At 72.8% G+C, this 19,855-nt stretch carries 21 protein-coding genes; 10 read left to right on the forward strand and 11 right to left on the reverse strand.

Annotation, left to right across the window (positions count from 1 at the left end; translation table 11 throughout):
* Nucleotide 1: 1 nt before the first annotated feature.
* On the reverse strand, nt 2-1,030 hold the full coding sequence (gene ligD / locus FH610_RS01445) for a non-homologous end-joining DNA ligase (RefSeq protein WP_240808685.1): 1,029 nt from the start codon (nt 1,028-1,030) through the stop codon (nt 2-4).
* 362 nt (nt 1,031-1,392) lie between these two features.
* Here ligD and FH610_RS01450 point away from each other — a divergent pair, with 362 nt between their 5' ends.
* From FH610_RS01450 to FH610_RS01480, 8 genes are all read left to right on the forward strand, one after another.
* Complete coding sequence (locus FH610_RS01450; RefSeq protein WP_139572364.1) at nt 1,393-2,580, forward strand: acetoacetate decarboxylase; 1,188 nt, start codon at nt 1,393-1,395, stop codon at nt 2,578-2,580.
* The gene (locus tag FH610_RS01455; RefSeq protein ID WP_139572369.1) at nt 2,577-3,803 is read left to right on the forward strand and encodes an acyl-CoA dehydrogenase family protein; all 1,227 of its coding nucleotides are present in this window, start codon (nt 2,577-2,579) and stop codon (nt 3,801-3,803) included. The genes FH610_RS01450 and FH610_RS01455 overlap by 4 nt, the downstream gene beginning before the upstream one ends.
* 9 nt (nt 3,804-3,812) lie before the next feature.
* Nucleotides 3,813-4,277: a CoA transferase gene (locus tag FH610_RS45035; protein ID WP_205825449.1), complete on the forward strand. Its 465-nt coding sequence runs from the start codon at nt 3,813-3,815 to the stop codon at nt 4,275-4,277.
* The gene (locus tag FH610_RS45040; protein ID WP_276607611.1) at nt 4,274-5,050 is read left to right on the forward strand and encodes a CoA transferase; all 777 of its coding nucleotides are present in this window, start codon (nt 4,274-4,276) and stop codon (nt 5,048-5,050) included. Before FH610_RS45035 ends, FH610_RS45040 begins: the two co-directional genes overlap by 4 nt.
* 143 nt (nt 5,051-5,193) lie before the next feature.
* Nucleotides 5,194-5,907 (forward strand): ABC transporter ATP-binding protein, encoded by a 714-nt coding sequence (locus tag FH610_RS01465; RefSeq protein WP_139572374.1) that lies wholly within the window; start codon nt 5,194-5,196, stop codon nt 5,905-5,907.
* Nucleotides 5,904-6,593, forward strand: coding sequence for an ABC transporter permease (locus FH610_RS01470; RefSeq protein ID WP_139572380.1), 690 nt, complete (start codon nt 5,904-5,906; stop codon nt 6,591-6,593). Before FH610_RS01465 ends, FH610_RS01470 begins: the two co-directional genes overlap by 4 nt.
* Before the next feature lie 5 nt (nt 6,594-6,598).
* Nucleotides 6,599-7,696 carry a sensor histidine kinase gene (locus FH610_RS01475; protein ID WP_139572385.1) on the forward strand — a complete coding sequence of 366 codons (1,098 nt, stop codon included), beginning with the start codon at nt 6,599-6,601 and terminating at the stop codon, nt 7,694-7,696.
* Complete coding sequence (locus tag FH610_RS01480) at nt 7,696-8,292, forward strand: response regulator (RefSeq protein WP_139572388.1); 597 nt, start codon at nt 7,696-7,698, stop codon at nt 8,290-8,292. The genes FH610_RS01475 and FH610_RS01480 overlap by 1 nt, the downstream gene beginning before the upstream one ends.
* A 9-nt stretch (nt 8,293-8,301) precedes the next feature.
* On the opposite strand, the gene FH610_RS01485 is transcribed toward FH610_RS01480, so the two are convergent.
* From FH610_RS01485 to FH610_RS01495, 3 genes are all read right to left on the reverse strand, one after another.
* Nucleotides 8,302-8,751, reverse strand: a complete 450-nt coding sequence (locus tag FH610_RS01485) for a hypothetical protein (RefSeq protein WP_139572389.1) — start codon at nt 8,749-8,751, stop codon at nt 8,302-8,304.
* Nucleotides 8,748-8,981 carry a ribbon-helix-helix domain-containing protein gene (locus FH610_RS01490; RefSeq protein ID WP_139572390.1) on the reverse strand — a complete coding sequence of 78 codons (234 nt, stop codon included), beginning with the start codon at nt 8,979-8,981 and terminating at the stop codon, nt 8,748-8,750. The genes FH610_RS01485 and FH610_RS01490 overlap by 4 nt, the downstream gene beginning before the upstream one ends.
* 163 nt (nt 8,982-9,144) lie before the next feature.
* The gene (locus tag FH610_RS01495) at nt 9,145-9,879 is read right to left on the reverse strand and encodes a hypothetical protein (protein WP_139572391.1); all 735 of its coding nucleotides are present in this window, start codon (nt 9,877-9,879) and stop codon (nt 9,145-9,147) included.
* Between the two features lie 405 nt (nt 9,880-10,284).
* Here FH610_RS01495 and FH610_RS01500 point away from each other — a divergent pair, with 405 nt between their 5' ends.
* Both FH610_RS01500 and FH610_RS45045 read left to right on the forward strand, forming a co-directional pair.
* Nucleotides 10,285-11,019, forward strand: a complete 735-nt coding sequence (locus FH610_RS01500; RefSeq protein WP_139572392.1) for an SDR family NAD(P)-dependent oxidoreductase — start codon at nt 10,285-10,287, stop codon at nt 11,017-11,019.
* A gap of 45 nt (nt 11,020-11,064) precedes the next feature.
* Nucleotides 11,065-11,190, forward strand: a complete 126-nt coding sequence (locus tag FH610_RS45045; RefSeq protein WP_276607612.1) for a hypothetical protein — start codon at nt 11,065-11,067, stop codon at nt 11,188-11,190.
* A 10-nt stretch (nt 11,191-11,200) separates the two neighbouring features.
* Here FH610_RS45045 and hpnH read toward each other — a convergent pair whose 3' ends face one another.
* From hpnH to FH610_RS01535, 7 genes are all read right to left on the reverse strand, one after another.
* Entirely contained in the window at nt 11,201-12,205 is a 1,005-nt protein-coding gene (gene hpnH, locus FH610_RS01505) for an adenosyl-hopene transferase HpnH (RefSeq protein WP_139572393.1), read from the reverse strand.
* Nucleotides 12,205-13,731, reverse strand: a complete 1,527-nt coding sequence (gene ispH, locus FH610_RS01510; RefSeq protein WP_139572394.1) for a 4-hydroxy-3-methylbut-2-enyl diphosphate reductase — start codon at nt 13,729-13,731, stop codon at nt 12,205-12,207. The genes hpnH and ispH overlap by 1 nt, the downstream gene beginning before the upstream one ends.
* Entirely contained in the window at nt 13,728-15,638 is a 1,911-nt protein-coding gene (gene shc / locus FH610_RS01515) for a squalene--hopene cyclase (RefSeq protein WP_240808686.1), read from the reverse strand. The genes ispH and shc overlap by 4 nt, the downstream gene beginning before the upstream one ends.
* Nucleotides 15,635-17,047 carry a hydroxysqualene dehydroxylase HpnE gene (hpnE, locus tag FH610_RS01520; RefSeq protein ID WP_205825451.1) on the reverse strand — a complete coding sequence of 471 codons (1,413 nt, stop codon included), beginning with the start codon at nt 17,045-17,047 and terminating at the stop codon, nt 15,635-15,637. The genes shc and hpnE overlap by 4 nt, the downstream gene beginning before the upstream one ends.
* On the reverse strand, nt 17,044-18,066 hold the full coding sequence (locus tag FH610_RS01525) for a phytoene/squalene synthase family protein (protein WP_240808687.1): 1,023 nt from the start codon (nt 18,064-18,066) through the stop codon (nt 17,044-17,046). Before FH610_RS01525 ends, hpnE begins: the two co-directional genes overlap by 4 nt.
* Nucleotides 18,041-18,892, reverse strand: coding sequence for a squalene synthase HpnC (gene hpnC / locus FH610_RS01530; protein ID WP_139572395.1), 852 nt, complete (start codon nt 18,890-18,892; stop codon nt 18,041-18,043). Before hpnC ends, FH610_RS01525 begins: the two co-directional genes overlap by 26 nt.
* Nucleotides 18,893-19,065: 173 nt before the next feature.
* Nucleotides 19,066-19,848, reverse strand: a complete 783-nt coding sequence (locus FH610_RS01535) for a polysaccharide deacetylase family protein (RefSeq protein WP_139572396.1) — start codon at nt 19,846-19,848, stop codon at nt 19,066-19,068.
* Between the last annotated feature and the right edge of the window lie 7 nt (nt 19,849-19,855).

The following is a 19,855-nucleotide window of genomic DNA, read 5'->3' on the forward strand; positions in this document are numbered from 1 at the left end:
TTCATTCTTCCTCGCGGACGACCTCGCCGGGGTCCTTGTCGTCGCGCAGGCCCCGCCAGGAGGGGTGACGCAGCCGCCCCTCGCCCGTCCATTCGGCGTACTGCACCTCGCCGACCAGGACCGGGTCCACCCACCGGCCGCCCCTGGCCTCCTCCCGGGTGATGCCGTCGAAGGGGGGCGTGTCCCGCCGCAGCGGCGCCAGGCGCTCGCCCAGCCGCCGCAGCGCCTCGTCGGTGAAGCCGGTGCCGACGCTGCCGGCGTACCGCAGGCGCCCGCTGTCGTCGTTGACGCCCACGAGCAGCGAGCCGACGGTGTTCGCGCGGCGGCCCTCTCCGGCCCGCCAGCCGCCGACGACGACCTCCTGCGTACGGACGTTCTTGACCTTCACCCAGTCGGGGGAGCGGCGGCCGGGCCGGTAGGGCGAGGCGAGCCGCTTGGCCACGACGCCCTCCAGCCCCAGGCGCCGGGAGTCGGCCAGCGCGTGCTCGCCGCCGTCGGCGTAGTAGGGCGGGATGGCCCAGTGGCGGCCGGCGTGGACGAGGTCCTCCAGGCGCCGCCGCCGCTCGGTGTAGGTCAACGTGGTCGCGGTCGCGGCATCGACGTGCAGCACGTCGAACAGCAGGTACGTCACAGGCGTGGTGACCAGGAGTTGCCTGATCTTGAGCGGGTTTCGCTGGTGCATGCGCGGCTGCAGCGCCTCGAACGACGGCCTGCCCCGCTGGTCGAAGGCGACGATCTCCCCGTCGAGCACCACCGCGTGCCCGGCCGTGGCACCGGCCAGGCCGGCGAGTTCGGGATAGGCGGCGGTGATGTCCTTGCCGTTCCGGGAGACCAGCCGCAGCGTGCCGTCCTCGACGTAGCCGAGTGCGCGGACGCCGTCCCACTTCATCTCGTGCGCGTAGTCGCCCTCGGGCTCGGGCAGCCGCCCGAGCCGGGCCATCATCGGCGCGTACGCCGGAAGGGCGGCCATGCCCTGCTGGTACCCCGGCGAGCCCGACGCGTACCGCTTGACCTGCTGGTTCCGGTCCATGTCGGCTGTGCCAAGAGGCACAGCCGGCGGCGGACCGGCGCCCTGGTGAGTGGTGCGGCGCCATATGTGAGTGCGCTGCTGTCACTGGGCACTGTCCTCTGTAGGAGGACGGGGCCCGCCAATGGGCGTACATAGCTGAAACGGCTGGTCGCTGACACGGGGTCGCCTGGGTTGCCCGGCCCCGTCGGCCCAGGGATGCCTCAACCGTCACCGCTCCGCCGCACCTGCGGTGGCGGAGGACGCGACAAGAAGGATCAGACGAGTATGGTCACGCTCACGCCGCACGCTCCAGCGGATCACCACGGTGGCGCACGTCTTTCGTGCGCTCCCACGAGCGCCTCCGTCACCGGGGAGGCGCTCCCATGAGCGGCGGCGTGGGCGGGCGGCGTGCCACGTGCGATCCGCTCACGGCGTTCAGCACGCCGGTGCACGCGCCGGCGTACGCGCCGCCTCCGTACAAGTTCACAGACAGGGAGTACTTCAGGATCGTTCACCGCACTGATCTCGACGCTGTTCGCGGTGTCGTGCCCCAACCGCTGACGGTGGTCGATCCTGTTGTCCGGTTCGAAGTGATCAGGATGCCTGACAGCACCGGCTTCGGCTCCTATCACGAGTGTGGCCAGATAGCCATCGTCGATCATGATGGACGGCAGGCCGATTTCAACATCGGGCTCTACGTCGACAGCGTCAGCGCGATCGTCGGCGGTCGTGAGCTCGGCGGCTATCCGAAGACAGGCGGCACGCCGAGGCTGTATCTCGACTCCGACACGCTCGTGGCCACGCTCGACTACGGAACGCTGCGAACCTCGCCTGGCCACAGCGGTCGCGGGTGCGGACGCGGTGCAGGAGAACGGTCCCGAACTCCTCGGCATCAAGCAAGGGTTGTGGGCGGCGATCGAGGAGGCGGCGCCACCCCATGCGCTACTGCTCAGCTCGAGCTCGGGGATTCCGGCCACCGCGATGGCGGAACACATGCGAGAGCCGGAGCGGCTTTTGATCGTCACCCGTTCAACCCGCCGCATCTGGTGCCGCTTGTCGAGATCGTGCCGGGCGGGCATACCGATCCGGCCGTCGTGGAGCGGGCCAGCCGATTCTACCGAGGTCTCGGGAAGCGACCGCAGGTGCTGGCGAAGGAGGTTCCCGGCTTTGTGGCCAATCGCCTTCAGGCCGCGCTCTTCCGCGAAGCGATCCATCTGGTCACCGAGGGTGTCGTGACGGAGCAGGAACTCGACGACATCGTGACCGGCTCGATCGGGATGCGCTGGGCGGCCGCCGGTCCCTTCCGCACATTTCACCTCGGCGGCGGGCCGGGCGGCCTGCCGGCCTTCTTCCGGCATCTCGGCGGGGCTCTGGAGGAATGGTGGGGGCAGTTGGGCACGCCGCACCTCGACGGGCCGACCGTGGCTCTGCTGAACGAGCAGGCGCAGAACTTCGGGGGCGGCGTCGCAGAGCTCGCCGCGGAACGCGACGCCGCGCAGATCGCGGTCATGCGCGTGCTCGGCGAGCTTCCCGGGCCTGCCCGCGAAGGGGAGAAAGAGAGGTTCCGATGAGCGTGACCAAGCCTGCGCTGGATGCTCCAACCGGCCCTTGGCTCGAACCGGGGCTGCTTCCGGGGGACTTCTACGCCTGTCAGGAATTGCTGTCCGGCGAAGAGCGGACCAAGGTCGAGCGCGTCCGGGAGTTCGCGCGCATCGCGATAGCGCCGATCGTCAACGACTACTGGGCGCGCGCGGAGTTCCCGTTCGAGATCATCGACCGCTTCCGTGAGCTCGACCCGCTCGCCTGGGCTGATCCGCGTTCGCCCGAGAAACGGCCGAGTAACCTGCTGACGGGCTTCTCCGCGATGGAGATCGCGCATGCCGACGCGTCGATCGCGACGTTCTTCGCCGTGCACAGCGGGCTCGCCATGGGCAGTATCAGGAAGCTCGGGTCGGAGGAACAGCGGCTGCGCTGGCTGCCGCCGATGAGCCGCTTCGAGCAGATCGGAGCGTTCGCGCTGACCGAGCCCAGTGGGGGCTCGGACGTTTCGAGGAGAATGGGGACGACAGCGCGCCGCCAGGGCGGCACCTGGATTCTCGACGGCGCGAAGCGCTGGATCGGGAACGCGACCTTCGCCGATCTCGTCGTCGTCTGGGCCCGTGACGTGGAGACCGGGCATGTGCTCGGGTTCGTCGTCGAAAAGGACATGCCCGGCTTCCACGCGACAAAGATTGAAAGGAAGATGGCGCTGCGCATCGTGCAGAACGCGGACATCCTGCTCGACAAATGTCGCGTCCCAGAGGCGAACCGGCTGCAGAATGCGAATTCCTTCCGCGACACCGCGGAGGTGTTGCGGGCGACGCGCGCCGGCGTGGCCTGGGAGGCGACGGGTCTCATGCTCGCCGCCTACGAGATCGCGCTCGCGTACGCGAAGGAGCGAGAACAGTTCGGCAGGCCGATCGCCTCGTTCCAGATGATGCAGGATCTGCTGGTGAGGATGCTGGGGAACGTCACCGCGTCGCTCACGTTGTGCTGCCGGCTGGCTCAACTGCAGGACGCGGGCGTCTATCGCGACGAGCAGTCCTCGCTGGCGAAGGCGATGTGCACGGAACGCATGCGCGAGACTGTCGGATGGGCCCGCGAGTTGCTCGCGGGCAACGGAATCGTCCTCGACTACAACATCGGCCGCTTCGTCGCCGACGCCGAGGCCATCTACTCCTACGAGGGCACAAGAGAGATAAACACCCTCATCGTGGGACGTGCGGTAACCGGGCTGTCCGCGTTCGCTCGTTAGGTGATGACCATGACGAACGACGCGGTGTTCACGGGCGTCAAGGTGCTCGACGTCGCCAGCTTCATCGCCGGCCCTGCCGCCGCCACCGTGCTCTCCGACTTCGGGGCCGACGTGATCAAGGTCGAGCCGCCGGGTGCCGGCGACCCCCAGCGCCGCCTGGCGCTCGTGCCGCCGAATCCGCGGGCCCACGCGAACTACGCCTGGCATCAGACGAACCGCAACAAGCGCGGGATAGCGGTGGACCTGAAGTCCCCCGCCGGTGCACGGATCCTCGAGCGGCTCGTCAAGTGGGCGGACGTGCTGATCACCAACTACCCGCACGCGGTGCGCGAGAGGCTGCACCTCACCTACGACGAGGTCGCCGAGTGGAATCCGCTGATCATCTACGCGGACTTCACCGGCTTCGGCAACGTGCGGCGCTTCCGCGCTTCGACATCACCGCCTACTGGGCGCGCAGCGGCCTGCTGGCGATGACCCGTGACGCCGGCGCGCCGCCGACGCTGCCCGTTGCGGGCAGCGGTGATTACGCGTCGGCCATGGGCCTGTACTCGGCGATCGTGACCGGCCTGTATTTCCGTGAGCGGACGGGCCGGGGGACGTGTGTCGGGACATCCCTGCTCGCGCAGGGCGTCTGGGCAACAGGCATGCTGGTGTCCGGGGCGCTGGCCGGTGGACAGTTCTACGGCCTCCACGACCGGGAAAACCCGTCGAACCCGCTTATCAACACCTATACGACTGCCGATGGCCGCTGGCTGATGCTCGTCGTGTTCCTGCCGCACTGGCCCCGGCTCGCGAACGCGATCGGCCACCCGGAGTTGCTCAAAGACCCGCGCTTCACCGATCCGCGTGCGATCGCTCAAAACGTGCATGCGCTGACGGACATCCTCGATCGTGCGTTCGCCGGCCGGCCGCTGGCGTACTGGAAACAGGCACTCGGCCGGGCGCGGGTCTCCTACGGGATCATCCAGACACCGGAAGAGGCGGCAGGCGACCCCCAGCTGAGGGCCACCGACATCGTCGTCCCGATCGAGGGTGTGGACGATCTCGACTCCACCGTCAACAGCCCCATCACCATGCTCGCCAGCCCCAAGGTGCCGCCCAGGCGTGCTCCCCGGCTCGGCGAGCACAACGACGAAGTCCTGGCCGAGCTCGGGTTCAGCCCGGGTGAGATAGACGACTTCCGTTCGGAGGGGGTCATCCCTTCGCCCGCGGAACAGGAGCCGCAACGACCGTACGCGGCCGGGTAAACGCGCCCTCCGGCGCGGCGAAGGCGCCGGCTGACGCGCTGCACGCCGTTGTCCGGGACGCGCACCGTCATCCTCCGAACGGGTGATGCCGGGCGCCGTGTCGGGTGATGCCGCGTGATCGGCGCCGACGCGAACCTTGAGGCATGGAAGCTATCGAGGTGACAGACCTCCGCAAGTCGTACGGGGACACCCGCGCCGTGGACGGGGTGACGTTCACGGTCCGGGCCGGTGAGACCTTCGGGATCATCGGCCACAACGGCGCCGGGAAGACCACGACCGTCGAGTGCCTGATCGGGCTCAGGCGAGCCGACGCGGGCACGGTCCGCGTGCTCGGCGAGGATCCGGCGCGCAGGCGGCGAGCCCTGGCCCACCGCCTCGGCGTGCAATTGCAGGACAGCTCCCTGCCCGAGCGGATCAAAGTGGCCGAGGCGCTGCGCATGTTCGGCTCCTTCTACCGGGACGCGGCCGACTGGCGGCGGGTGATGGAGCGGTGGGGCCTGCGGCCGCTGGCGAGGAAGGCCTTCGGCGACCTGTCGGGCGGGCAGAAGCAGCGGCTGATGCTCGCGCTCGCCCTGGTGGGCAACCCCGAGGTGGTCGTGCTCGACGAGCTGACCACGGGCCTGGACCCGATCGCGCGCCGCGAGACCTGGCGGCTCATCGGCGACCTGAAGACGGCGGGCACCACCGTGGTGCTGGTCAGCCACTACTTCGACGAGATAGAGGCGCTCTGCGACAGGGTCGCGGTCTTCGCCCGCGGCCGTGCGGAGGCGACGGGCACCACGGGCGAGCTCATCGCCCGGACCGGAACCGCCTCGCTGGAAGAGGCCTACCTCGCCCTGGAGGGAGCAGACCGATGAAGGCGTTCACGGCTCTGACGGCCGCCGAGCTCAGGCTGCTGTCGCGCGACCCCGCCTCGCTGTTCTTCATGGTGGCCTTCCCTCTCATGCTGCTGGTGCTCAAACGCGGCGACAGCGGCGCGGTCCCCGGCTACCTCGCGATGATCGCCGCCATCGGCGGGATGGGCGCGCTGCCGGGCCTGTTGGCCTCATACCGCGAGCGCAAGGTGCTCAAGCGGCTGGCCACCACGCCGATCTCCCCCGTCATGTTGCTCGGGGCCCAGCTGGTGGCACAGGTCGCCGCGGGCCTCGCGGGTTCCGTGCTGCTGGTGGTCGTGACGATCGCGGTGTTCGGCGCGCAGGCGCCCGGCGACGTCCTCATGCTGGCCGCCGCGTTCCTGCTCTGCTCGGTGATGGCCTGCGCGTTGGGCTTCGTGGTCGCCGCGGTCGTGCGCAACACCAGGGGCGCGAGCCTGATCGGCATGCTGGTCATGTTCCCCATGATCTTTCTGTCGGGCGCGGCCGTGCCCAGGAAGGCCCTGCCCGGCTCGCTGCGTCAGATCGGCGACTTCCTGCCCCTGACTCCGGCTGTGGAGGCCCTGGGCGACGCCTGGTCCGGCACCGCCGCGGTCTTCCCCCTGCTCATCCTGGCCGGGATAATCGTGGCGGCCACGGCCGCCGGCGCCGCGCTGTTCCGATGGGAGTGAGGACGGTGAATATCTGGGAGGCGCGCTGGTTGCGCGCCTTCCACATGTTGTACTACGCCTGCCTGGCGCTCGGGCTGATCCTCTCGTCAGGCGAGAGCGCGGGTGAGGGCACGGCTCCCGGCCCGCTGACGCTGGGAATCGTCGCGCTGATGGCAGGCTGGCACGGCTTCTTCGTCGCACGGCGGCCGCATCTGCTCGGGCGGCCGAACCCGATGGCGTTCCACCTGGCGGTCGTCTGCGCGCTCTACATCGCGCTGGTAATGCGGGACCGGTCCTTCGACGTGGTCGTCTTCGGGCTGATGCCCCAGCCGTATCTGATGCTGGCGCGCCCCTGGTCCTACGTGGGGGCGGTGGCGACGGTCCTCAGCACGTTCGCTGCCAGAGGTTATCTGGACGATCCCAACGTCCTGTGGCGGCTCGTCGGGAGTTCCGGTCTCGTCGTGGCGATCGGATTGTTCGTCGACTACGTGTCCCGGCAGAGCGCGCAGAACCGGACGGTCGGGGTGCTGGAGGAGCGGGCGAGGCTGGCCAGGGAGATCCACGACACCCTCGCGCAGGGGTTGAGCGGGATCGTCACCCAGCTGGAGGCGGCCGAGCAGGCGATGCCCGACCTGCGCGCCGTGCAGAAGAGGATCGCGCTGGCCAAGGAGCTGGCGCGCGACAACCTGCAGGAGGCGCGGCGCTCGGTCGACGCGCTGCGGCCGGGTCCTCTCGCCGGCGCGGGCCTCGAGGCGGGGCTGGCGGAGGTGGCCGCCCGGTGGTCGCGGACGTCGGGGGTGGCGGCGACCGTGTCGGTGGAGGGGACGCCCCGGCCGCTGTCCGGTGAGGTGGGAACGACGCTGCTGCGGGCGGCGCAGGAAGGGCTGTCGAACGCGGCCAAGCACGCCCGGGCGGGCAGGGTCGCGATCACCCTGACCTACATGGACGATGAGGTGATGCTCGACGTGTTCGACGACGGGGCGGGTTTCGATCCGGACGTGCGTGGCGCGGGTTACGGGCTGGCGGCCATGCGGGAGCGGGCCGGTGGCGTCGGGGGAACGCTGACCGTGGAGTCCGCTCCGGGGGAGGGGACGGCGCTGTGCCTGCGGATCCCGTCAAATTGATGATCGTCGACGATCACCCGGTGGTCCGCGACGGACTGCGCGGCATGTTCGACCATGTGGCGGACATCGAGGTGGTGGCGGAGGCGTCCGACGGGTTCGAGGCGTTGGCGATGGCCAGGAGGGCGCGGCCGCATGTGGTGCTGATGGACCTTCGCATGCCCGGCCTGGACGGTGTCGGGGCGATCCAGCGGCTCCGGGCCGACCACCCGGAGATCAAGGTGGTCGTGCTGACCACGTACGACACGGATGCGGACGTGGCGCGGGCCATGGCCGCCGGGGTGGCGGGCTACCTGCTGAAGGACGCGCCACGCGAGGAACTGCACAGAGCGGTCCGTACGGCCGCCGCCGGCGGAGCGGTCCTGGCGCCATCGGTCGCGTCCGCTCTGATGAGCAGGCCCACGGCCCAGGAGCCGAGCCCACGCGAGCTGGAGGTGCTCCGCCTGGTGGCGCGGGGCTCGGCGAACAAGGAGATCGCCAGGGCCCTGCTGATCAGCGAGACGACGGTGAAGACGCATCTCAAGCACGTCTTCGCCAAGCTCGGTGTCGACAGCAGGGCCGCGGCCGTCGTCGTGGCCATGGAGCGAGGGCTCATCTAGAGGGCTCGTCTAAGGGAGGATCTCCAGGCGGACGCCGAGGCCCTCGTACAGGTAGGGGGTGGCGGTGATGATCCGCCAGCCGCGGCGGGTGGCGTGGACGGCCGCATGGGCGGCCACCAGGACGTCGGGCAGGAGCGCGTCGGCGGCGGACGGCCGGTGACGGCGCAGGCTCGTCATGATCGCCTGCGCGTACGGCCCGCCTTCGACGGCGTCGTCGGGGGAGAGTGCGCCGGTGACCACCATCGACATGCGCAGGAAGCGTTCGAGCCGGGGCTGGATGGGGCCCAGCGACAGCACCTGGACGGCGAGCGCGGGGACGAGGAGGGTGACGCCGTGGGCCGAGGACTGCCGCACGACGGCCCTGCCGTACATGCTCTTGCCCTCGATCAGGTGGACGACGGCGTCGAGGTCCAGCACGTGGCCGGACAGGACACCGGCCGGTGGGACGGGGTCGGTCACGCGGCGTCCGCCTTGGCGTCGCCGGTCACCAGGCGCGCCGCGCGGGCGCTGTCGTCATCGCTGATGCCGTCCTGCCAGCCCGGCCCCCATAAATCGGCCATGATGGCCAGGTCGCCCTGGATGCGGCGCCGCTCCCGCAGCGCCGCGGCGATGTAGGCCGAGGCGTTGCCGGACGCCTGCGCCTCGTCGGCGAGTTCGTCCGGCAAAGAGATCGTAATCTTCTTGGTCATACTCGGGAGGCTACCCAGTCATACCGTTGGTGGTCCACCTGTTCGCGGAAACTTCCGGCCCGCGCCGGCACACGGACGGCCCCGCACCCCCGAGGGTGCGGGGCCGTCTTTGATACCGGGCCCGATACCGGCGTGGTGCCGGGCCATATGCGGCCCAGGCCGATCAGCGCGTCCGCAACGACGACCGGCGCTCGAACCGGACGCTCTTGAACTGCCGCTGCTCGAACCGGCCGCGACTCCGATACGCCGTCTCCCTCACGCGCTCGCTGCGCCGGGCCTCCACCCGCTTGACCAGGCGCTCGCGCCGGCCCGACACCCTCTCGACCAGGCGGGAGCGCCGTTCGTCGACCCTCTTGGCCACCCGTGCGGTGCGGGCCGACTCCCGCATGCGCAGCTCGGACAGGCGCTCCGACATCCGGTAGCGCACCGGGGCCGTACGGACCGTGCCGTAGCTCACCGAACGTGCCCTGTAGCGCTCGGAACGGTACTCGGACCGAGTGCGCGAGCCGTCGTGATACGAGGCGGGCGGGTCGGACCCGGCGCTTCCGGACGACTCCCACTCGCTCGCCCTGATGCGGTCCCGCTCGGCGCGGGCCTGGGCTCTGATGCGGTCCCGGTCGGCCCGGCCCTGGGCCCTGATGCGGTCCCGTTCGGCCCGCGCCTGATCGACGACGCTCTGCACCTCGGCCCGCGCCTGCTCGGCGGTCATCATCGACGGGCTCTCCGGGTAGGAGATGATCTCCGTCGAGCCGCCGGGCTCGCTCCTCTGAGGCGCGATACCGGCTGCGGCATAGCCGTCTGTGGCGAGGGCGGGTCCGCTCAGGACCGCGGCGCCTCCCGCCGTCATCGCCGAGACGAAGACGGTCGCTAATGCCAGCTGCCTGCATTTCCGGTGCATGGTGCCTCCTTGAGCCCGACTGGGCTGGGCAGATGCAGATCACCGGGGTTTTCCCGGTCTCCTGGATCCGGCCGCGGCTCACCTCTGGGTTGTTCCGTCGGACGACGGAATCGGTGTGATGAACGAGGGGTGGGTTTCGCCTGGCGGCGTCGCGCCTCACGGCCTTGTCTCGATCCTCCGCCGGGCCGCGCGAAGCCGTCTAGGGCGTTTGACCCAAGCGTTCCTGTCGGCCATCGAGGATCTGACCTCTGGGGGCAGTGCTGCTGAAGTATTCGCCGGGGTGTTTGCGGCCGCTTGTACGCGCGAGCAGTCTGGGGTTGCCCGGCCTCACCTCACGTCACACCCGCCACTCGCGGCACGTATCCGATGGGCGGGTACAACCCAGGAAGGAAGGGGAGGGGGCGCATGCGGCTGGCGGGGGCTCGGGTGCTCGTCACGGGGGCGTCGTCGGGCATCGGCGCCGCTACGGCGCTGGAGCTTTCGGCGCGCGGCGCGCGGCTGGTGCTGTCCGGGCGCGACCAGGAGGCGCTCGCGGGTGTCGCCGCCCGGACCGGCGGTGAGATCCTGCCCGCGGACCTGTCCGATCCCTCGGCCGACCTCGCCGTACGCGCCGGGCGGGTGGACATGCTGGTGGCGTGCGCGGGCGAGGGCTGGAGCGGGCCGCTCGCGCGGATGCCCGGCGGCACGGCCGAACGCGTGATCGCGGTCAACCTGGCGGCGCACGTGCAGCTCACCCGGCTGCTGCTGCCCGGGATGCTGGAGCGCGGCCGGGGCCACCTCGTGTACGTCGCCTCGATCGCCGGGGTGGTGGGCGTGCGGGAGGAGGCGGTGTACGCCGCGACCAAGGCGGGCCTGCTGGCCTTCGCCGAGAGCCTGCGCTATGAGCTGCCCGGGGTCGGCGTGACGGCCGTGGTGCCCGGGGTGGTGGACACGCCGTTCTTCGCCCGGCGCGGCAGGCCGTACACGCGCCGCAGGCCGGCACCCGTCCCGCCCGAGCGGGTGGCCCGGGCCATCGCGGTCGCCGTCGAGCGCGACCGCGCCGAGGTGTACGTGCCTGCCTGGCTGCGGCTGCCCGCCCGCCTGCACGGGGCCGCGCCCGGCGCGTTCCGCGTCCTCGCCCGCCGCTTCGGCCGCCCCTGACCGAGTCCGCTCGCGGCGCCCCCGGTCTGGCCTTACCGCGGTGGCGTGCAGCGTGAAACTCACATCCCGGCCGGTCGGCGTCGTCGGAAGTGGTTCCACGGCGCCGGCCTGGCCCAGCACAGCGACAGCGGCGGCACCAACCAGCAGTGGAACATCGTCGCCGCGGGCTGATCCGAACCGATCAGGTGCCGCGAAGCGCGCGCAGGGACTCGCGCAGCGAACCGAGGGTGGCGAAGACCGCCGTCGGCTCGTAACCGCAGTGCGCCATGCAGTTGGCGCAGCGCGGGTCCCGTCCCCGGCCGTAGGCGCTCCAGTCGGTCTCCTCGACCAGCTCCCGGTAGGTCGTGGCGTACCCGTCGGCCATCAGATAGCAGGGCCGCTGCCAGCCGAACACCGAGTAGGACGGGATCGCCCAGGCCGTGCAGGGGAAATCGGTCTTCCCCTCCAGGAAGTCGAGGAACAGCGGCGAGTGGTTGAACCGCCAGCGCCTGCGGTTGCCGCCCGCGAACGCGGCGCGGAACAGCTCCCGCGTCTGCCGCACCCCCAGGAAGCAGTCCTGGTCGGGCGCCTTCTCGTACGCGTACCCCGGCGAGATCATCATCTGGTCGACGCACAGGTCGTCGTTGAGGAAGTCGAGCACCTCGATCACGGTGCGCGGGCTGTCCCCGGCGAAGAACGTGGTGTTGGTGGTGACGCGGAAGCCGCGCCGCCGGCATTCGCGCACCGCCGCGACGGCCTCGTCGAACACGCCCTCCTTGCACACCGACGCGTCGTGCCGCTCGCGCAGGCCGTCGATGTGGACCGCCCAGGCGAAGTACGGCGAGGGCCTGAACCGGTCGATCTTGCGCGGGATCAGCAGCGCGTTGGTGCACAGGAAGACGTACTTCCTGCGCGCCACCAGCTCCTCGACCATCTCCCCGATCTGGGGGTGCATGAGCGGTTCCCCGCCGGCGATCGACACCATCGGGGCGCCGCACTCCTCGACGGCGGCCACCGCCTGCTCGACCGGCATGCGCTGCTTCAGCACGCCGGCCGGGTGCTGGATCTTCCCGCAGCCCGCGCATTTCAGGTTGCACGCGAACAACGGCTCAAGCTCGAGCAGCAGCGGGAACCTCTCCCGCCGGCGCAGCCGCTGGGCCAGGATGTACGCGCCGACGCGCAGACTCTGGCGTACGGGCATCGGCATCAGGGCCGCACCTCCTTCGGCAATGTGAACTCGACGTTCTCCTCGGTCACCCGCAGTTCCTCCACCTCCAGCGGGCCGAGCCCGCCGAGGGCGGCCACGACGGCGTCCACCATCGCGCCGGGGGTGGACGCCCCGGCGGTCAGCCCGACCGTCCGCGCGCCGCGCAGCCAGTCGAGCGCGACGTCGCCGGGGCCGTCGACCAGGCGGGCGAGCGGCGCCCCATCGTGGCCGAAGCGCGCGGCGACCTCGGTGAGGCGCAGGGCGTTGGAGGAGTTGGCCGAGCCGACGACCAGCACCAGGTCGGCCTCCGCGGCGACGGCCCGCACCGCGTGCTGCCGGTTGGTCGTCGCATAACAGATGTCGTCGCCGCGCGGGCCCTCGGCGTCCGGGAAGCGCCGCCGTATCGCCGCCGAGACCCGCCCGGCCTCGTCGGCCGCCAGCGTGGTCTGGGTCAGGTAGGCGACGCCGCGCCCCGGCCGCAGGCCCGCGACCCCGGCCTCGTCCTCGACCAGCACGCCCGCGCCGGGCACCTCCCCGAGCACGCCCTCGACCTCCTCGTGCCCGGCGTGGCCGATCAGCACGACGAGGTCGCCCCGCGCAGCGAACCTGCGGGCCTCCGCGTGGACCTTCGCGACCAGCGGGCACGTCGCGTCGACGACGCGCAGCCCGCGCCGCGCCGCCTCCTCCCGTACGGCGGGCGCGACCCCGTGCGCGGAGAACACGGTGATCGAGCCCTCCGGCACCTCGGCCAGGTCGTCGACGAACACCGCGCCGCGCCGCTCCAGGTCGCGAACGACGTGGATGTTGTGCACGATCTGCTTGCGCACGTACACCGGCGCGCCGAACCGGTCCAGCGCGCGCTCCACGATCTCGATGGCCCGCTCGACCCCGGCGCAGAACGAGCGGGGCGAGGCCAGCAGCACCCGCCGCGGGCCCGTGGCCGCCGCCCACCGCGCCAGCACCGGGCCGATCCGGGCGAGCGTGCGCCGCGCGGCGACCGCGCCGCCCATCGTGGCGAGGTTCAGCAGGGGGGCGTCGGGGGTGTCCACGATGACCCGCACGGCCGCGAACGGCCGAGCCCCCGCGGCGGCGGCCAGCGGGGCGCTCTCCATGTCGACGGCGTACGCGCCCTCGCGGGCCAGCGCGTGACGGGCCCGGCCCGTGACGATGCGAGGGGAGGTGACGAGCGGGCCGGTGCGGGCGGGCAGTCCGGCGCGGACGAGTTCTCCGGCGAGCAGCGGGGCCGACGGGCACGGCCACACCCGGTCGCCGGAGCGGACCTCGGTGGCGACGAGCACGTCCCCTGGGCGCAGCCCGTCGTGGAGGGCCCCGCCGAAGCCGGTGACGGCGAGGGCGGCGGCGGGCGGGAGCAGGGCCGCCGCGCGCGCCGCCCGGTCGGGCCCCATCCCGATCCGCACGACCCGGACACGCGGATGGTCGCTCCCGAGATCCGGCCGGGGCCGCAGGCCGCGGGCGACGGCCCGGGCCTCCATTCCCAGCGCGGTGCACACGATCAGATCGGTCATGGCGTCGCCTCCGGTCCGGCCGTCTCGTGCAGGCGCAGGTAGCGGCCGAGCGCGCTGACCGGGAAGACGAGGCGGTAGAGGTGGTAGTTGATGAAGAAGTCGCCGGGGAAGCCCGTCCCGGTGTAGTGCGGCTCGTCCCAGGTGCCGTCGGGACGCTGGCTGTCGGCCAGCCAGGCCACCCCCCTGTCCACGGAAGGCCCTCGCTCCCCGGCCGCGAGCAGGCCGATGAGGGCCCAGGCCGTCTGTGAGGCGGTCGGCTCGCCCCGCCCGATCCAGGCGGGGTCGCGGTAGGAACGCATGTCCTCGCCCCAGCCGCCGCAGGGATGCTGGTGCGCCTCCAGCCACGCCACGGCCCGCCGTACGCAGGGGGCTCCCGGTCGCACCCCGGCCGCCGCGAGGGCGGGCAGCACGGCCCCGGTGCCGTACACATGGTTGGCCCCCCACCGGCCGAACCACGAGCCGTCGGCCTCCTGCGCCCGCAGCAGCCACACCACGCCCCGCCGTACGACGGGGGAGCGGGCCATGCCCTCGGCCGCGAGCGCCTCGACCACGTGCGCGGTCACGTCGGCCGACGGCGGGTCGATGACCGCGCCGAAGTCGCAGAACGGCAGCCGCAGGCACAACTCGCGGGTGTTGTCGGCGTCGAAGGCGGCGAAGCCGCCGTCGCGGGAGGCCATTCCGGCCATCCAGCGCAGCCCCCGCTCGACGGCGGGCCGGGCGTCGGGCCGGCCCCACCGGCGCAGCGCGAGGATCACCTCGGCCGTGTCGTCGACGTCGGGATAGCCGTCGTTGTCGAACTCGAACGCCCAGCCGCCCGGCGCGAGACGGGGGCGCCGCACCATCCAGTCGCCCGGTCCCCGGATCTCCTCGCGCAGCAGCCACTCACCCGCCCGGGCCAGCGCGGGATGGTCGCGGGGCAGGCCGGCGTCCAGGAGGGCGGTCATCGCGAGCGCGGTGTCCCAGACCGGCGACTGGCACGCCTCCAGCCTGCGCGTGCCGTCCTCCCTGATGGTGAACCTGTCCAGCCCGGCCAGGCCGGCGCGCATGACGGGGTGGCCGATGCCGTACCCGCTCAGGTGCAACGCCATCAGCGAGTAGACCCAGGGAGGCTGGATGCCGCCCCACGAGCCGTCGGCCTCCTGCCGGGCCACGACCCACTCGGCGGCCCGCCTCAGCGCGGCGCGGCGCAGCCCGGCGACCGGGTGCCGTTCGTACCGGTGCAGGGCGCGGTCGAGGGCCGCGAACGCCGCGTCCCAGCCGGTGCGCGGCGCCCGCCGCGCGGGCCTTCCGGTGCGCAGTTCCGGCAGGCCGAACGGCAGGCGCCGGACCGGCCGGTGCGCGGTCACGATCGTGAGCGGGACGATCGTCTGCCGCGCCCAGCAGGCCCAGTCGTAGACGTTCAGCGGGCACCAGGGCGGCAGGAACATGATCTCCGGCGGGATGACCGGCAGGTCCTCCCACCGCCACTGACCGAACAGGGCGAGCCAGATCCGGGTGAAGACGCGGGCCGACTCGATGCCGCCGGCCCCGCGCACGTACGCCGCCGCGGCGCGCATGTGCGGCGCGGAGGGCGGGTCGCCCGCGAGCCGCAGCGCGGCGTACGCCTCGACGGTGGTGGACAGGTCGGCGGGCCCGTCGTGGAAGTTGGCCCACGTGCCGGAAAGCGTGCCGTCCGAGCGCTGCTGGGACCTGATCCACCGGGCGGCCTCGGCGGTCTCCGCGTCGGTGCGCACGCCGAGGAACTCGCGCAGCAGGAGGTCCTCGGCGTCCATGGTCACGTTGGTCTGCAACTCGCCCTTCCACCACCCCTCGGGCGCCTGCAGGCCGAGCAGGTGGTCGCGGGCCGCCTTCAGGGCGGTCGCGGCGCGGGCGGCGCTGGTGGCGACCCCTGTGGTGATGCCGGTCACCGCGCCTGCTCCCGTTCGAGATGCCGCCTGGCGAGGCGGGCCGCCTGGAGTCCGCTGCGCACGGCTCCCTCCATCGTGTCGGGCCAGCCCGTGTCGGTCCACGCGCCGGCGAGGTACAGCCCGGGCCAGCGGGTGGCCGCGCCGGGGCGCAACCCCTCGCTGCCCGGGACCTGCCGGAAGGTCGCCCGCCGCTCCCTGGTGATGAACAGGTCCACGACCCGCGCCGCCCGCGCGGCCGGAAGCAGTCGCTCCAGCTCGGGCAGGAACACCTCCCGCAGCACGGCCGTGGGCACGTCGATCCAGTGCCGCGCCGCCGACACCGAGACCGTCAGGTACTGGCCCCGGATGAGCCCGCCCGAGGCGGTCCTGTCGAAGATCCACTGCACCGGTGAGCCGACGACGGCCGCGAACGGCAGCCGGGTGACGGGCCGGTCGTAGACGACGTGCACGTTGACGATCGGGCTCGCCCCGAGGCCCGCCCAGGCGTCCCGGTCCGGCGCGGCCTCCGCCGGCACGAGCCGCGCGGCCTGGCCGTGCGGGGTGGCGACGACGACGGCCGACGCGCCGACCCGCGCGCCGCCCACGAGGATCGAAGGTCCGCTCAGGCCCGGCAGGCACGGCAGCACCCGGTCGACCTTCGCCGCCAGCCGCACCTCGCCGCCCAGCCGGGCGATCGCGGAAAGCGCCGCGCCGCCGTGCAGTTCGCCCAGCGGGACGGACGGCACGCCGATGTCGGCGGCGTCGGAGCGGCCGAGCAGGGCCGTCCTGAAGACCAGGGCCGCCGGCCCCAGCGCCGCCTCGTCGGACGGGATGTTGAGCGCGGCCACCGCGAACAGGTCCCACAGCGCCCGCCGCACGGTCTCCCGCTGGCCGTTCTCGGCCAGCCAGCCGCCGAGCGCGGCCCGGTCGAGGGCGGGCTCCGCCGGGTCGAGCCCGCGCAGCGCGAGCGCGCCGCGCACCGCGCGCAGCCGGTCGGCGGGGGACAGCAGGCGGTAGCCCGCGAGCGCGGGCAGCAGGTGGAACGGCCCCGGCAGCGCGGCCCGGCGCAGCCGTCCCCGCCCCCCGTGCGGGGTGAGCACGCACACGTCGAAGCGCTCCTGCAGGCGCACCCGCCCGGTGCCGCCGAGCCGGTCCAGCAGCCCGCGGTAGGCCGTGCAGCAGCGCAGGAAGACGTGCTGCCCGTTGTCGGCCGTCAGACCGCCCCGGGCGAAGGAGTGGGTGGCGCCGCCGAGCCGGGGTCTCGCCTCGTACAGGGTCACCGGCCACCCGGCCTCCGCGAGTGCGAGTGCCGCGGTGATGCCGGCGAGGCCGCCGCCCACCACGGCCACGGGCGGGACCGTCGCGCCCTCCCCGACGCTCCCCGTGCCGTTCATCGGGCCGTTCACCTGGCCGTTCATCGGGCCGTTCATCTGGCCGCTCCCGTGATCGCGCGCGCCGCCACCATCGCCTTCGCCCACGGCGTGAGCGACACGCGCCCGGCCAGGGCCCGGCCGGGGTCGGCGGCGATGCGGGCGAGCAGGCGCCGGTAGATGCCCGCCATCGCCGCGGTGCAGGCCGCGCTGCGCCGGTCGAGCAGTGGGATCAGGCTCATCCCCTCGGCGTACCAGCCGAGCGCCCGCCCGGCCTCGTACCGGACGAGCCGCGCCAGCCGCTCGGGCGGGTCGGTGAACGCCCCCGACGCGTCCAGGTCGAGCGTGCAGCCGAACCTGTGCAGGTCGTCGGCGGGCAGGTACACGCGGCCCGCGCACCGGTCCTCGCGCAGATCCCTGAGCACGTTGGTGAGCTGGAGCGCCACCCCCAGGGAGTCCGCGAGCCGCGCCGCCCGCCGCAGCGCCCCGTCGCCGCGTGCCGCCCCGTGGGCGAGGCCGAACACGCCGAGGGACAGCCGCCCGATCGACCCGGCGACCTCCCGGCAGTAGCCGACCAGGTCCTCGTAGGACTGGTAGCGCGCGCCCGCGACGTCGTCGGCGCACCCGTCGATGAGCTCCTCGAACGCCTCCAGCGGGACGGGGAAACGTGCGGCGGTGTCGCGCAGGGCCACCAGGACGGGGTCGGCGGGGTCCGGCCGCGGTGCGCGCAATCCCGTCCGCGCCTCCTCCAGGGCCGACAGTCGCGCGTCCACCGGCCCGGCCGCGTCGCCGATGTCGTCGATCCGCCGGGCGAAGGCGTAGAGGGCGCTGAGCGCGCGGCGCTTGGGCGGGGCGAGCAGGCGGATGCCGTAGGCGAAGTTGCGGGCCCGGGTGCGGACGACGCGCTCGCAGTACCGGTAGGCCACAGGCACCGGCACGGACACGGGCACGGACACCGGCACGGATACGGGCGTGACGGGGCGCAGCGCGGGGCCGGGCGGGTCGTCGCCCACGCGACGCGGGGCGGGGCCGGGTGGGCGATCGGGAACGGGATCAGGAATCGCGCCGGGAACCGTCACCGTTCACCTCCTTCAGCACGCGCACCCACTCGCGCAGCACCGCGCGGCGGCGCGCGCGGACCGCCCCGCCGAGGACGTCGTGCCGGCCTCGCTCCAGCGCCGCGAGCGCCGCCCGGCCGCCCGCGACGTATCCGGCGACCGCGGTACGCGCGAACCCGCTCAGCGTCTCCAGCAGCGGCATTCCCTCGTCCAGCAGGGTGGCGGCGCGGCGGGCCTGCAGCGCGACGGCCCGGCGCAGCCGCGGGGAGGTGCGCGGGGCGTCCAGGTCGGACTCTCGGCAGCCGAACCTGCGCAGGTCCTCGGCGGGGAGGTAGACGCGGCCGCGGGCGTGGTCCTCGCCCACGTCCTGACAGTGCTCGATCACCTGCAGCGCCGAGCAGATGCGGTCCGACAGCCGCGCCCGCTCCGGGGTGGCCACGCCGAAGACGTGCAGGACGATCCGGCCGACCGGGTTGGCGGACAGCTCGCAGTAGGCCAGCAACTGCCCGAAGGTGTCGTAGTGCCGCACCACCTGGTCGCGCCGGTTGGCCTCCACGAGGTGGAGGAAGGGCGTCCGCGGCACGCCCCGCCCGGCGACCAGCGGCCCCAGCGCGCGTACGGCGGGCAGCCGTGGGCTCCCCCCGGCGTACAGACGGCCGAGGTCGGCCTCCACCGCGTCGAGCAAAGCGGGCCGCTCGGCCGGGTCCGCCTCGTCGCCGACGTCGTCCACGTAGCGGGCGAAGCCGTACACCGCCATCAGGTCGCGGCGGTACGCGCGCGGAAGCAGGCGGGAGGCCACCGGGAAGTTCTCCCGGCGCGCGGCGTCGCGTACGTCCGCTGCGGACATGCCTGAAGAATCTCCACCGCAATTCACCACAAAACCCGACAGACACGGCAGGCGCTTTTACACGGGCAACCTCGCGGGAAAAACGGCGTACGCGGCCGGGTGATGTCAGGAAAAAACGGCAAAAACGTGGTCGAGAATGGACGTCGAGAGCGAGTGGCCCTTTTCCCGGGTTTTTATGTTTCCGGTCGCAGGTAAAAGCTTGCCGGGACCGGGAGCCGGTGGGGCCGCGCGCCACCGGGTACACCGACGCCGTGGGCGCCGAGCGGTCCGACACGGAGCCCGGCGGCGCGGCAGCGGCCGACCACGTCGGCGAGCGCGCCCAGCGCCGAGCGCCAGGAATCCGGGGCGGAGGTGTGGTCGCAGTCGTGCAGCAGCAGCGTCGCCCCGCCGCGCAGGCCGGGCTCCAGGGTGCGCAGCACCGAGCCGGGCGTGGCCCGTCGCGTCCAGTCCTCGCCCCAGGCCGTCCACAGCACCGGCCGCAGGCCGTGCCATCGGGCCGCGAGCAGCGCCTCGGCGCTCAGCACGCCGTACGGCGGGCGATACCACGAGGGGCGTGCGCCGGTGACGGCGGCGACGAGGCGCGCGGCCCTGCCCATCTCCGCCGCGACCCTGCCCGGCCGGGTGACCAGGGCGTTGTCGTGCCGCCAGCCGTGCACGGCGACCTCGTGACCGGCCCGCGCGATGCTCCGCCCGACCTCGGGGTGGCGGTCGAGCATCTCGCCGAGGAGGAAGAAGGTCGCCCGGCACCCGAGCCGGTCCAGTTCGTCGAGGAACAGCGGGGTCGACCGCGGGTCGGGCCCGTCGTCGAAGGTCAGCGCCACGTGCCCGGGATCGCCCTCGCCCGCGAGGGACGGCAGCAGGCGGCGGACCGGAGGCAGCCAGGTGGCCCCCGGCCCGGCATGCACCACGGCGGCCAGCAGGGCCGGCCCGGCGACGACGAGCGCGTGAGGTCTCATCGCATTC

Origin of the sequence: Microbispora catharanthi (assembly GCF_006334915.2) — a bacterium.
GTDB lineage: Bacteria > Actinomycetota > Actinomycetes > Streptosporangiales > Streptosporangiaceae > Microbispora > Microbispora catharanthi.

What these genes read in the sequence shown, in the direction of transcription:
- FH610_RS01465 (WP_139572374.1), top strand. Translation starts at nt 5,194, where the DNA reads ATGGAAGCTATCGAGGTGACAGACCTCCGCAAGTCGTACGGGGACACC.
- ispH (WP_139572394.1), bottom strand. Translation starts at nt 13,731, where the DNA reads ATGACCGATCTGATCGTGTGCACCGCGCTGGGAATGGAGGCCCGGGCC.
- FH610_RS01470 (WP_139572380.1), top strand. Translation starts at nt 5,904, where the DNA reads ATGAAGGCGTTCACGGCTCTGACGGCCGCCGAGCTCAGGCTGCTGTCG.
- FH610_RS01450 (WP_139572364.1), top strand. Translation starts at nt 1,393, where the DNA reads ATGAGCGGCGGCGTGGGCGGGCGGCGTGCCACGTGCGATCCGCTCACG.
- ligD (WP_240808685.1), bottom strand. Translation starts at nt 1,030, where the DNA reads ATGGACCGGAACCAGCAGGTCAAGCGGTACGCGTCGGGCTCGCCGGGG.
- FH610_RS01535 (WP_139572396.1), bottom strand. Translation starts at nt 19,848, where the DNA reads ATGAGACCTCACGCGCTCGTCGTCGCCGGGCCGGCCCTGCTGGCCGCC.
- FH610_RS01490 (WP_139572390.1), bottom strand. Translation starts at nt 8,981, where the DNA reads ATGACCAAGAAGATTACGATCTCTTTGCCGGACGAACTCGCCGACGAG.
- FH610_RS01480 (WP_139572388.1), top strand. Translation starts at nt 7,696, where the DNA reads ATGATCGTCGACGATCACCCGGTGGTCCGCGACGGACTGCGCGGCATG.
- hpnE (WP_205825451.1), bottom strand. Translation starts at nt 17,047, where the DNA reads ATGAACGGCCCGATGAACGGCCAGGTGAACGGCCCGATGAACGGCACG.
- FH610_RS01500 (WP_139572392.1), top strand. Translation starts at nt 10,285, where the DNA reads ATGCGGCTGGCGGGGGCTCGGGTGCTCGTCACGGGGGCGTCGTCGGGC.
- FH610_RS45040 (WP_276607611.1), top strand. Translation starts at nt 4,274, where the DNA reads ATGACCCGTGACGCCGGCGCGCCGCCGACGCTGCCCGTTGCGGGCAGC.
- hpnH (WP_139572393.1), bottom strand. Translation starts at nt 12,205, where the DNA reads ATGCCGATGCCCGTACGCCAGAGTCTGCGCGTCGGCGCGTACATCCTG.
- FH610_RS01455 (WP_139572369.1), top strand. Translation starts at nt 2,577, where the DNA reads ATGAGCGTGACCAAGCCTGCGCTGGATGCTCCAACCGGCCCTTGGCTC.
- hpnC (WP_139572395.1), bottom strand. Translation starts at nt 18,892, where the DNA reads ATGTCCGCAGCGGACGTACGCGACGCCGCGCGCCGGGAGAACTTCCCG.
- FH610_RS45035 (WP_205825449.1), top strand. Translation starts at nt 3,813, where the DNA reads ATGACGAACGACGCGGTGTTCACGGGCGTCAAGGTGCTCGACGTCGCC.
- FH610_RS01495 (WP_139572391.1), bottom strand. Translation starts at nt 9,879, where the DNA reads ATGCACCGGAAATGCAGGCAGCTGGCATTAGCGACCGTCTTCGTCTCG.